The organism is Pseudomonas sp. DY-1 (assembly GCF_003626975.1).
Lineage (GTDB): Bacteria > Pseudomonadota > Gammaproteobacteria > Pseudomonadales > Pseudomonadaceae > Metapseudomonas.
Window position 1 is genome coordinate 4,022,925 of sequence record NZ_CP032616.1, and the last position, 12,448, is coordinate 4,035,372.

The 12,448-nt window shown below is 61.6% G+C and carries 10 protein-coding genes; 4 read left to right on the forward strand and 6 right to left on the reverse strand.

Annotated elements, in window-relative coordinates:
- Window positions 1-7 precede the first annotated feature (7 nt).
- From D6Z43_RS18995 to D6Z43_RS19020, 6 genes are all read right to left on the reverse strand, one after another.
- Window positions 8-1,150 (reverse strand): ABC transporter ATP-binding protein, encoded by a 1,143-nt coding sequence (locus D6Z43_RS18995; protein ID WP_120653635.1) that lies wholly within the window; start codon window positions 1,148-1,150, stop codon window positions 8-10.
- 140 nt (window positions 1,151-1,290) lie between these two features.
- Window positions 1,291-2,361, reverse strand: a complete 1,071-nt coding sequence (locus D6Z43_RS19000) for a polyamine ABC transporter substrate-binding protein (RefSeq protein ID WP_371924425.1) — start codon at window positions 2,359-2,361, stop codon at window positions 1,291-1,293.
- Window positions 2,362-2,523: 162 nt separating this feature from the next.
- Window positions 2,524-3,624, reverse strand: a complete 1,101-nt coding sequence (locus D6Z43_RS19005) for a polyamine ABC transporter substrate-binding protein (RefSeq protein WP_120653636.1) — start codon at window positions 3,622-3,624, stop codon at window positions 2,524-2,526.
- 157 nt (window positions 3,625-3,781) lie between these two features.
- Window positions 3,782-5,149 (reverse strand): aspartate aminotransferase family protein, encoded by a 1,368-nt coding sequence (locus D6Z43_RS19010; RefSeq protein WP_120653637.1) that lies wholly within the window; start codon window positions 5,147-5,149, stop codon window positions 3,782-3,784.
- A gap of 62 nt (window positions 5,150-5,211) precedes the next feature.
- Window positions 5,212-6,570, reverse strand: coding sequence for a glutamine synthetase family protein (locus D6Z43_RS19015; RefSeq protein ID WP_120655307.1), 1,359 nt, complete (start codon window positions 6,568-6,570; stop codon window positions 5,212-5,214).
- 141 nt (window positions 6,571-6,711) lie between these two features.
- On the reverse strand, window positions 6,712-7,464 hold the full coding sequence (locus D6Z43_RS19020) for a gamma-glutamyl-gamma-aminobutyrate hydrolase family protein (protein ID WP_120653638.1): 753 nt from the start codon (window positions 7,462-7,464) through the stop codon (window positions 6,712-6,714).
- A gap of 278 nt (window positions 7,465-7,742) precedes the next feature.
- Here D6Z43_RS19020 and D6Z43_RS19025 point away from each other — a divergent pair, with 278 nt between their 5' ends.
- The 4 genes from D6Z43_RS19025 to aguB all read left to right on the forward strand — a co-directional run bounded on the left by D6Z43_RS19025 (window position 7,743) and on the right by aguB (window position 12,291).
- On the forward strand, window positions 7,743-9,128 hold the full coding sequence (locus tag D6Z43_RS19025) for a glutamine synthetase family protein (protein WP_120653639.1): 1,386 nt from the start codon (window positions 7,743-7,745) through the stop codon (window positions 9,126-9,128).
- 149 nt (window positions 9,129-9,277) lie between these two features.
- Entirely contained in the window at window positions 9,278-10,336 is a 1,059-nt protein-coding gene (locus D6Z43_RS19030) for a polyamine ABC transporter substrate-binding protein (protein WP_120653640.1), read from the forward strand.
- Window positions 10,337-10,572: 236 nt separating this feature from the next.
- On the forward strand, window positions 10,573-11,217 hold the full coding sequence (locus D6Z43_RS19035) for a TetR/AcrR family transcriptional regulator (protein ID WP_120653641.1): 645 nt from the start codon (window positions 10,573-10,575) through the stop codon (window positions 11,215-11,217).
- Between the two features lie 195 nt (window positions 11,218-11,412).
- On the forward strand, window positions 11,413-12,291 hold the full coding sequence (gene aguB / locus D6Z43_RS19040; protein WP_120653642.1) for an N-carbamoylputrescine amidase: 879 nt from the start codon (window positions 11,413-11,415) through the stop codon (window positions 12,289-12,291).
- Window positions 12,292-12,448 lie beyond the last annotated feature (157 nt).

A 12,448-nucleotide genomic window follows, 5' to 3' on the forward strand; every position in this document is an offset into this window, starting at 1 on the left:
GGAGCTTTCATGACCGCAGTACCACGCCGCTGTCGTCTTCCCACCACACGAACACTTCGTCATCCCAGGTCGGACGGGCGCCACGACGCTCGGCGTTGGCGACGAAGGACTGGACGACGGTGCCGTTCGGCAGCTTGACGTAGAACACCGAGTGACCGCCCAGGTAGGCGATGTCGTGAACCCGGCCGCGCGACCAGTTGTACTCGCAGGTCGGCTGCTCGGTGGTCACCAGCAGCTTCTCCGGACGCAGGGCGTAGGTGATGCGCTTGTCCTGCACTGAGGTGGTCACGCCGTGGCCGACGAAGATCGGGCGCTCCAGTTGCGGGCAGGCAATCAGCGCGTGGGCCTCGGCGTCTTCCACCACTTCGCCGTCGAAGAGGTTGACGTTACCGATGAACTCGCACACCAGGCGGCTGATGGGCGTCTCGTAGATATCCACAGGGCTGCCGATCTGCTCGATGCAACCCAGGTGCATGATCGCGATGCGCTGGGCCATGGTCATGGCCTCTTCCTGGTCGTGGGTCACCATCACGCAGGTCACGCCCACGCGCTCGATGATCTCCACCAGCTCCAGCTGCATCTGCGAGCGCAGCTTCTTGTCCAGCGCGCCCATGGGCTCGTCGAGCAGCAGCAGCTTCGGACGCTTGGCCAGCGAGCGAGCCAGGGCCACGCGCTGACGCTGGCCACCGGACAGCTGGTGCGGCTTGCGCTTGGCGTACTGGGTCATCTGCACGAGCTTGAGCATCTCGTTGACACGCTCGTCGACCTCTGCGGCCGGGAGCCTGTCCTGTTTGAGTCCGAAGGCGATGTTCTGCGCAACAGTCATATGCGGGAAGAGCGCATAGGACTGGAACATCATGTTGATCGGGCGCTCGTAGGGCGGCATATCGGTGATATCGACGCCGTCGAGGAAGATGCGCCCTTCAGACGGCCGCTCGAACCCAGCGAGCATCCGCAGCAAAGTTGATTTACCCGAACCGGAACCACCGAGCAGGGCGAAAATCTCGCCTTTCTTGATGTCCAGGGACACGCTGTCCACGGCCACCGTCTCGTCGAACTTCTTGGTTACCCGGTCGATCTTTACCAGCACCTCTTTGGGTTGCTGGTTGCCCTCGAGGGCTTTCTTGTAGGCACCGGAGGCTATTGCCATTACCACACTCCCAGAAATTGCTACCCGACCACCGCGGCCGGGCGGGTTTGTACAGCATGGGCGTGAATCAGGCGTCCTGCCTGATGCCGCCTGGGTTGAGCCAGCGCGCCCGCCACACTACGGGCAGCGCCGGCCTTGCATCACTTGCCCGACTTGACCTTGGTCCAGCTGCGGGTCATCAGCCGCTGGACCTTCGGCGGCAGCTCCGCCGAAACATAGAGCTTGTCCAGCACCGCTTGTGGCGGGTAGACGGACTCATCGGTGCGTACTTCCTGATCCATGAACTCCCCAGACTTGAGGTTGGGGTTTGCATACCCGACGTAATCGCTGACTTTCGCGATCACCTCGGGCTTGAGCAGATAGTTGATGAAAGCGTGGGCGTCCTTGGCGTTCGCTGCATCGACCGGAATGGCCAGCATGTCGAACCAGAGGTTGCCGCCTTCTTTCGGGATCGCGTAGGCGATCTGGATGCCCTTGCCTGCTTCCTCGGCGCGCGAGGCGGCCTGGAAGATGTCACCGGAGAAGCCGGCGGCGACGCAGATGTCACCATTGGCCAGATCGCCGATGTACTTGGACGAGTGGAAGTAGGTCACGTAGGGACGTACCGCCATCAGCTTCTCCTCGGCCTTCTTGTAGTCGTCCGGGTTGGTGCTGTTCGGGTCCAGGCCCATGTAGTTCAGCACGGCGGGGATCATCTCATCCGCCGAGTCGAGGAAGGCCACGCCACACTGGCTGAGCTTCTTGATGTTCTCGGGTTCGAAGATGGCCGCCCACGAATCGATGTGGTCGACACCAAGCGCGGCCTTGACCTTCTCGACGTTGTAACCGATGCCATTGGTGCCCCACAGGTAGGGAACGGCGTACAGGTTGCCCGCGTCATTGCGCTCGAGTTGCTTGAGCAGGTTGGGGTCCAGGTTCTGCCAGTTGGGCAGCTGGCTGCGGTCGAGTTTCTGGAACGCACCCGCCTTGATCTGTTTGCCGAGGAAGTGGTTCGACGGCACAACCACGTCATAACCGGTGCGGCCCGCCAGCAACTTGCCTTCCAGGGTCTCGTTGGAGTCGAAGACGTCATACACCGGCTTGATGCCGGTTTCCTTCTGGAAATCCGCCAGGGTGGTCTCGCCGATGTAGTCCGACCAGTTGTAGATATGCACCGTCTGATCCGCCTGGACCTGGGAAACCAGGGTCAGGGTGGCGGCGGCAGTGATCATCATCTTGCGGATGGGGGATTGCACAGGTTCGTCCTCTTGTTGTCTCCGGACAGTGCCGGAAGGAGCCCAGGTTTTTCCTGCAACCCAGGCAAGTCAACTTGCGGTGTACCGCAGCGCGGTCCGGGCACCGGCGGGAAAACCCGCCGGGCACGGCAGCCGTGCTTACTTGCCCGACTTGATGGTGGTCCAGGTACGGGTCATGGCGCGTTGCACCTTGGCCGGCAGATCAGGGAAAGCATAGAGCTTGGCCATGGTCTCCTGGGTCGGGTAGATACCCGGGTCCTTGCGGATAGCCTCATCGACCAGCGCAGTGGCAGCGGCGTTGCCGTTGGGGAACTGCACCTCGTTGGTGATCTCGGCCATGATTTCCGGCTTCATCAGGAAGTTCATGAAGGCATAGGCGGCATCCGGGTTGGCGGCATCGGCCGGGATGGCGACCATGTCGAAGAAGGTGCCTGCGCCTTCTTTCGGAATGTTATAGGCGACCGTCACACCACCCTTGGCCTCCTCGGCGCGGGACTTGGCCTGGTACACGTCACCCGAGTAGCCCACTGCCACGCAGAGGTTGCCGTTGGCCAGGTCGGAGATGTACTTGGAGGAGTGGAAATAGGTGACGTACGGACGGATCTTGAGGAACAGCGCCTCGGCTTCCTTCAGCTGCTTCGGGTCCTGGCTCAATGGATCGTGACCCAGGTACTTCAGCGCAATAGGCAGGATCTCGGTCGGCGAGTCGAGGAAGGAGACGCCGCAGGACTTCAGCTTCTCGATATTCTCCGGCTTGAACAGCAAGTCCCAGGAATCGACCGGAGCGCTGTCGCCCAGTACAGCCTTGACCTTTTCCGGGTTGTAGCCGATGCCGATGGAGCCCCACATGTAGGGGAAGGCGTACTGGTTACCCGGGTCGGAAACTTCGACGGTTTTCAGCAGATTCGGGTCCAGGTTCTTCCAGTTCGGCAGCTTGGACTTGTCCAGCGGCTGGTAAACCTTGGCCTTGATCTGCTTGGCCAGGAAGTTGTTGGACGGCACCACGATGTCGTAACCCGACTTGCCAGCCAGCAGCTTGGCTTCAAGGGTCTCGTTGGAGTCGAAGACGTCGTAGACGACCTTGATGCCGGTTTCCTTGGTGAACTTCTCGACGGTATCGGCTGCAATGTAGTCCGACCAGTTGTAGACGTGCAGCACCTTGTCGTCAGCCTGGGCCATACCGGCCACGGCACCCGCCAGGGTGATGGCGAGCAGGGTCTTGCCGAAGGTTTTGATCATGCGGGTAGCTCCATTTTTGTTGAAGTGTCCGAGTGGCGTCGTACCGAATACGCCACCACTCGGTGAGCCTGGCCAACGCACCAGCGAAGTCTGGCAAGGTAGAGGGCTTGCTTACAACAGGCGGCATCTCGAAATGCCACCACCAAGCCCTCTTTTCTTAACCTTTGACTTCAGCCGCGGTGAGGTCCAGGCACTTGCGTGCCTTGGTCACCAGTTCGTCGACTTCGTCTTTGCTGATCACCAGCGGCGGCGAAATGATCATTGTGTCGCCCACCGCACGCATGATCAGCCCGTTACGGAAGCAGTGCTCACGGCACAGCATCCCGATGCCACCAGCGAAACGCTCACGGGTCTGTTTGTTCTTGACCAGTTCAAGGGCCGCAACCATACCGACACCGCGCGCTTCGCCAACCAACGGGTGATCGGCCAGCTCCTGCCAGCGCTGCTGCAAATACGGTGCCGTTTCGGCCTTCACTTTCTCGACGATCTTCTCTTCACGCAGGATGCGGATGTTCTCCAGCGCCACCGCCGCCGCCACCGGATGACCAGAGTAGGTGAAGCCGTGGTAGAACTCCCCACCCTCATTCAGGGTATGGACGATCTCGTCGCGGACAATCACGCCGCCCATGGGGATGTAACCGGAGGTCAGGCCCTTGGCGATCGGCATCAGGTCCGGGGCGTTGCCGTAGTACTGGCTGCCGAACCATTCACCGGTACGGCCAAAGCCGCAGATCACTTCGTCGGCGATGAACAGGATGTCGTACTTGGCGAGGATTTCACGGATCTTCGGCCAGTAGGTTTCCGGCGGGACAATCACGCCACCCGCGCCCTGGATGGGCTCGGCGATGAAGGCGGCAATCTTGTCCTCGCCCACTTCGAGAATCTTCTTCTCCAGCTGCTCGGCAGCCCAGACGCCGAACTCGGCCGGCGCCATGTCGCCACCCTCGCCGAACCAGTAAGGCTGGGCGATGTGCTCGATACCCGGAATCGGCAAGTCACCCTGCCCGTGCAGCGCCTTCATGCCGCCGAGGCTGACACCGGCCACGGTGGAGCCGTGGTAACCGTTCCAGCGGCCGATGACGACTTTCTTCTGGGGCTGCCCCTTGATCGCCCAGTAGTGGCGAACCATGCGCAGCACAGTGTCGTTGGCTTCAGAACCCGAACCGGTGAAGAACACATGGTTCATGCCTTCCGGAGCGATCTCGGCGATCGCCTTGGAGAGCTCCACCGCCGGAGGGTGAGCGGTCTGGAAGAACAGGTTGTAGAAGGGCAGTTCACGCATCTGCCGGGTAGCCGCCTGAACCAGCTCCTCACGGCCGTAGCCGACGTTGACGCACCACAGGCCAGCCATGCCATCGAGGATCTTGTTGCCTTCGCTATCCCAGATGTACACGCCTTCGGCCTTGGTGATGATCCGCGCACCCTTGGCATTCAGCGCCTTGTAGTCGGTGAACGGCGGCAGGTGGTGGTCACGACCGAGCGCTTGCCATTCAAGGGTCTTGGGGTTGGTCACTTGGCTATTCATTTCTATACCTCAGTAAACACACGTCTGGAGGGCCGGCCGAGGCGGCCGGCCTCCGTTCCGGATCAGACGGAGAGCAGCAGGAACTCACGTTCCCAGGAGCTGATCACCCGTTTGAAGTTTTCATGCTCGGCACGCTTGACCGCCACATAGGCCGTCACGAACTTGCCGCCCAGATATTTCTCGATGTCCCGGCAGGACTCCATGCGCTCCAGCGCTGCTTCAAGGGTCAGCGGCAGGCGCAGGTTGCGGCGCTCATAGCCGCGCCCCTTCACCGGTGCGCTCGGTTTCACACCCTCCACCATGCCGATGTAGCCGCACAACAGGCTGGCGGCGATGGCCAGGTAGGGGTTCGCGTCGGCGCCGGCCAGGCGGTTCTCCACACGGCGGTTCTGCGGACCGGCATCCGGTACACGCAGGCCCACGGTGCGGTTCTCCTCGCCCCACTCCACGTTCACCGGCGCGGAGGTGTCCGGCAGGAAACGGCGGAAGGAGTTAACGTTCGGCGCGAACAGCGGCAGGACCTCGGGGATGTACTTCTGCAGACCGCCGATGTGGCTCAGGAACAGCTCGCTCATAGAGCCGTCATCATTGGAGAAGATATTCTTCCCGGTCTTGATGTCGACCACGCTCTGGTGCAGGTGCATGGCACTGCCCGGCTCGTCGGTGATCGGCTTGGCCATGAAGGTCGCCGCCACGTTGTGCTTGAGGGCGGCCTCGCGCATCGTGCGCTTGAACACCAGGATTTGGTCGGCCAGGTCGAGCGCGTCGCCATGACGGAAGTTGATTTCCATCTGCGCCGGGCCTTCCTCGTGGATCAGGGTGTCGAGGTCCAGGTCCTGCATCTCGCACCAGTCGTACATGTCTTCGAACAGTGGGTCGAATTCGTTCGCTGCATCGATGGAGAAGGACTGGCGACCGGTTTCCGGGCGACCCGAACGACCCAGCGGGGCTTGCAGCGGGAAGTCAGGGTCGTCGCAGCGCTTGGTCAGGTAGAACTCCATTTCCGGCGCGACGATGGGCTTCCAGCCTTTATCTGCGTATAGCTTCAGCACCTTCTTCAGGAGGTTGCGCGGGGACAGCTCGATAGGGTTGCCCTGCTTGTCGAAGGTGTCGTGGATAACCATGGCGGTGGGCTCGATGGCCCAGGGCACCAGGTATACGGCAGCCTGGTCCGGACGGCAGAACATATCGATGTCCGCCGGATCGAGCAGCTCGTAATAAATGTCGTCCTCAACATAGTCGCCGGTTACGGTCTGCAGCAGCACGCTCTCGGGGAGACGCATGCCCTTCTCGTCCAGGAACTTGTTGGTCGGCGAAATCTTACCGCGGGCAATGCCAGTAAGATCGCTGATCATGCATTCAACTTCGGTGATTTTGCGTTCTTTCAGCCAGCTGGTCAGCTGGTCGAGCTTGGTAGTCATAAAGACCTCAGGGTTGAGAGCTTCGCTAGAAGGCATCAGCAGGTTCGTGGCATTCACGCCCATCGAGGCACCGGCCGCGATCAGTACAGTCCGAACTGCGCGACACGGCAACTTCGCCGGTTTCCTGAAGAGTTCTCCCGCTCAGCGTTTCCCCGCCTTCTCCCTGCAAGCCTCACCAAAGGCCTGGAAGATGGCGAGATAGTTCGGGTTGGTCCGCACTTGCCACTCGGGATGCCATTGCACCCCAAGGGCAAAGCTCCTGGCGCCTTCGACCGAAAAGGCCTCGACCAACCCATCAGGCGCCAGAGCCTCTACACGCAGGCCCGGCGCCAGACGTTCAACGCCCTGGCCATGAATGGAGTTGACTAGAATCTCGGACGGCAAGCCGATGCCGTCGAGTACACCGCCCGGCTGCACCTGGAGCGGGTGCCGGGGAGCGTATTGCACCTCGAGCGGCTCGTCGGCCGGCTCGCGGTGGTCCATGAATCCTTCTACTAGATGCACACGCTGGTGCAGGGTGCCGCCAAAGGCCACGTTCATTTCCTGGAAACCACGGCAAATGCCCAGAACGGGAATCCCGGCGGCGATGGCCGCACGGACCAGAGGCAGAGTAGTGCGATCCCGGGCGGGATCGTGACGGGTGCCGGGCTCGGATGCGGTGCCCTGGTAATGATGGGGCTCCACATTCGAGGGGGAGCCGGTAAAGAGGAAACCGTCCAGGCTTGCCAGGAGGGTCGCTTGGTCCATCAGTTCAGCCAGGGCCGGAATTACCAGCGGAATACCGCCAGCTCCGACCGCCACCGCACGCAGATACTTTTCACCAGCTATATGATAGGTCTGAGGACCGATCTCTCTGGTGCAAGCGGATACGCCGATCAACGGCAGGCGAGACATGAGACACCCGTATTATTTGTCTGATTTGGGTTTCGACCGAGCTTAGCGTTGTTCATTTTTTTACACAATAGGGCTGTAAAAAATTGAACACGCCCCGCTGAGCACCGCAGCCGTCATGGTTCGGAGAGAGGTTCGGATGCCCCGGAACGCCCCAAAACTGGCCATCAAGCCCGTTTTTGGGGCAAAATAGGGCTCGCTTGACATCAAGGGGTGATTCGGATTGACTCACACCTTAGATTGAGCGTGATTGATATTTTTAACAAAAAAGGTGTTGCATCATGTCGGTACCCCCGCGTGCCGTTCAGCTTCAAGAAGCGAACGAGTTCCTTAAGGAGCATCCTGAGGTCCAGTTCGTCGACCTGTTGATTGCAGATATGAATGGAGTGGTACGAGGCAAGCGAATCGAACGCGCCAGCCTGACCAAAGTCTACGAGAAAGGCATCAACCTCCCCGCTTCGATCTTCGCTCTCGATATCAATGGCTCCACCGTCGAAAGCACCGGCCTCGGCCTGGACATCGGCGACGCAGACCGTATCTGCTATCCCATCCCCGACACCCTCAGTGACGAGCCTTGGCAGAAGCGCCCGACCGCGCAGCTGCTGATGACCATGCATGAGGTCGAAGGCGAAGGCGAACCCTTCTTTGCCGACCCGCGCGAAGTACTGCGTCGTGTGGTGGAGAAATTCGACGAGCTTGGCCTGACCATCTGCGCCGCTTTCGAGCTGGAGTTCTATCTGATCGACCAGGAGAACATCAACGGCCGTCCGCAGCCTCCGCGTTCGCCTATCTCCGGCAAGCGCCCGCAGTCCACCCAGGTGTACCTGATCGACGACCTCGACGAATACGCCGATTGCCTGCAGGACATCCTCGAAGGTGCCAAGGTACAGGGTATCCCGGCCGATGCCATCGTGAAGGAAAGCGCCCCGGCCCAGTTCGAGGTCAACCTGCACCACGTCGAAGACGCCTTGAAGGCCTGCGACTACGCCGTGCTGCTCAAGCGCCTGATCAAGAACATCGCCTACGACCATGAGATGGACACCACCTTCATGGCCAAGCCCTACCCGGGCCAGGCGGGCAACGGCCTGCATGTGCATATCTCGCTGATCGACAAGAAGACCGGCAAGAACATCTTCACCTCAGATGATCCCGAGCAGAACGCCGCTTTGCGTCACGCGGTCGGCGGTGTGCTCGAGACCATGCCTGCGTCCATGGGCTTCCTGTGCCCGAACGTGAACTCCTACCGCCGTTTCGGCGCGCAGTTCTACGTACCGAACGCGCCGAGCTGGGGCCTGGACAACCGCACCGTGGCCGTCCGCGTGCCTACCGGCAGTGCGGATGCCGTGCGCATCGAGCACCGCGTAGCCGGTGCCGACGCCAACCCCTACCTGATGATGTCGGCCATCCTGGCCGGTATTCACCATGGACTGACCAACAAGATCGAGCCGAGCACACCTATCGAAGGCAACTCGTACGAGCAGTTGGAGCAGAGCCTGCCGAACAACCTGCGCGATGCCCTGCGCGAGCTGGACGACAGCGAAGTCCTGGCCAAGTACATCAGCCCGGATTACATCGACATCTTCGTTGCGTGTAAGGAAAGCGAGCTGGAAGAGTTCGAACACTCCATCTCCGACCTCGAGTACAACTGGTACCTGCATACCGTGTAAGCGAGTCCACAACGCCGGCCCCAGGGCCGGCGTTTTTGTATCTGCAACCTTTGCAACACCTGGCGCGGCGTGTCATCCAGGCTGCCGACGCCATGCAGCACCGCAAGCCAGAACAAACAGCACCCGCATGCTCTATTAGGGAGGACGTCATGCCCCGTTTGCTCGCCCCACTGTTGCTCGCATTGCTCCCCGCACTGGCCCAGGCCGAAGACCTGATCCGTGTCTACAACTGGAACGACTACATCGCCCCAGAGGTACTGGAAGCATTCCAGAAAGAGACCGGCATCAAGGTCGATTACCGCACCTTCAGCAGCGCCGATGAACTGGACAAGGCACTGGCCAGTGGCGAGCCGATCGACATCGCCGTGCCCTCCCATAACGACCTGCCCCGACTGATCAGGCAAGGCCGCCTGCAGCCCCTGGACTTCTCCCGCCTGCCCAACCGCCAGCACCTGGACAAGCAGTTGCTGAGCAAACTGGCCGCGATGGACCCGAACAACCAGCACGCCGTGCCCTACCTCTGGGGCGCCGTCGGCCTGGCCGTGAATACTCCCCAGGCGGAAAAAGCCTTCGGCGGCCCGCTGCCCCATAGCTGGAGCCTGCTGTTCAATGCCGAGCAGAGCGCGCGCCTCGGCCAGTGCGGCATCAGCCTGCTGGACGCCCCCGACGAAACCCTCTCCGTGCTGCTCAACTATCAGGGTCGCAACCTGGCGCGCAGCGCGCCAAGCCGTCTCAAGCGCAGCGCCGAAACCCTCACAAGCCTGCGCCCGCACCTGCGCTACGTCGACAGCGAGCGTTATATAGCCGACCTCAATGCCGGCAACCTCTGCGTCGCCATGGCCTGGGTCGGCGATGCCCTGAACGCTGCCGCGGCCGGCCAACCGGTGACCTTCATGGTCCCGGACGAAGGCTCGGTGGTCTTCATCGACAATCTGGTGATCCCCTCCAACGCCAATCGCGCCGACCTCGCGCACAAGTTCATCGATTTCATGCTGCGCCCGCAGATAGCGGCAAAGGTCACCGGCGCGACCCTCTACCCCAGCGGCAACGCCGACGCCCGTCAGTACCTGGACGAATCCCTACGCAACCAGCCGGGCCTGTATCCGGACAAGGACACCAAGCGGCGCCTGTTCCCGGTCGAGCCTGTGCCGGAGAAACTCAGCGCCACCCGTGACGAGGTCTGGTCCGCTTTCCGCGAAGGCCTGTAGGGGTGAATTTGTTCGCCCGGCAGGACGCAGTCCTGCCGGAAAGGCCCTCTCCCCGTCCCCGCCCTGCGCCCCAGCCTGATCGCTTCGTGCTCAGGCGCTCATCGGCACCGGAAGCAGTGCTTCCGGAAGGCGTGCCTCTTCGCCCCGCACGCGGGAGGGTGGGGCCATGCATTCGCTCTCTTGCTCCCGAACCACCGCCTGGCGTCCAATAGCGGCTCTTCGGAAAGGAGCTCCCCATGCCGCGCCCCGCCACCGCTCGCAAGCCCCGCGCCAGTAGCCAACTGCGCATCGCCGGGATTCTCGACGCCGCCCGCACGTTGCTCGCGGAACAGGGTGTGGCCAACCTGTCGATCTACAGTGTCGCCGAGCGCGCGGAAATGCCGCCCTCCTCCGTCTACCACTTCTTCTCCAGCGTCCCGGCGATTCTCGAAGCCCTCACCGCAGATATCCACGCAGCGTTCCGCGCCTGCCTGCAGGAACCCATCGAGCATGACGGCCTGCGCCACTGGCACGACCTGTCGCGACTGGTGGAAGAGCGCATGTTGTCTATCTACGCCGCCGACGCCGCTGCGCGCCAGTTGATCCTCGCCCAGCACGGCCTCACCGAAGTCACCCAGGCCGACCGCCAGCACGACATCGAACTGGGCCGACTCATGCATGCCCTGTTCGAGCGGCACTTCGAGCTGCCAGTACTGCCCGACGATGTCGATGTCTTCGCCCTCGCCATGGAACTGGGCGACCGCGTCTACGCCCGTTCGGTGCAGCTACACGGCGAAATCACCCCACGCCTGGCCGAGGAAGGCATGCGCGTGTTCGACGCCTACCTTGGTCTCTACCTGCCGCCCTACCTGCCAAAGCGCCGCCTGCACAAGGCCGACTGAGTCGATAAAACCCGATATTTATCTGCAAATAAATCAGAATTCACTTCCTGATAGATAAATCGCGCTTCAAATGCGGATTTTTATCGGATATAAAGTCGCCATCCGCACGGCGGCACACTCCGCCAGCACGGAAAAACCACCGATTGCCGATAGATATCCGGTAACCGGTCCTGATTCGTTCTGACGAGGTGTCCCATGTCCCGCATCGTTACCGTCGCCGCCACCCAAATGGCCTGTTCCTGGAATCGCGCCGCAAATATCGCCAACGCCGAGAAACTGGTTCGCCAGGCCGCAGCCAAGGGCGCCCAGATCATCCTGATCCAGGAGCTCTTCGAGACGCCTTACTTCTGCCAGAAGCCGAACCCGGACTACCTACAGCTGGCGACGTCGACCGAGACCAACGAAGCCATCGCGCACTTCCAGAATGTCGCCAAGGAACTGCAGGTCGTGCTGCCCATCAGCTACTTCGAGCAGGCTGGCCGCGCGCGCTTCAACAGCATCGCTATCATCGATGCCGATGGCAGCAACCTCGGCGTCTACCGCAAGAGCCACATCCCGGACGGCCCCGGCTACCACGAGAAGTACTACTTCAACCCGGGCGACACCGGCTTCAAGGTCTGGAACACCCGCTACGCCAAGATCGGCGTGGGCATCTGCTGGGACCAGTGGTTCCCGGAAGCCGCGCGCAGCATGGCCCTGCTGGGTGCCGAGATCCTCTTCTACCCGACCGCCATCGGCAGCGAGCCGCACGACGCCAACATCACCTCCCGTGACCACTGGCAGCGCGTGCAGCAGGGCCATGCCGGCGCGAACCTGATGCCGCTGGTGGCGTCCAACCGCATCGGCAAGGAAGAGCAGGACGGCTACGACATCACCTTCTACGGCTCCTCCTTCATCGCCGACCAGTTCGGCGCCAAGGTCGAGGAACTCAACGAGACCGAAGAAGGCATCCTGGTGCACAGCTTCGACCTGGACAAACTGGAGCACGTACGCAGCGCCTGGGGTGTGTTCCGCGACCGCCGCCCGAACCTATACTCCCCGATCAAGACCCTGGACGGCTCCCTCGAGTCGTAATGCCCGAATCCAGGGGCCAGCCCGATGGCGATGCACTGTTCGCCAGCGGGTTGGCCCCTGCTCTTTCAAAAGCTGCTCGGGATCTCGCGAGCTAGAGAAGAACAAGGCGAGAATGGCTGAGGGCGCGAAGTTTACGAGCGGTATGAGCAAGCCCGAA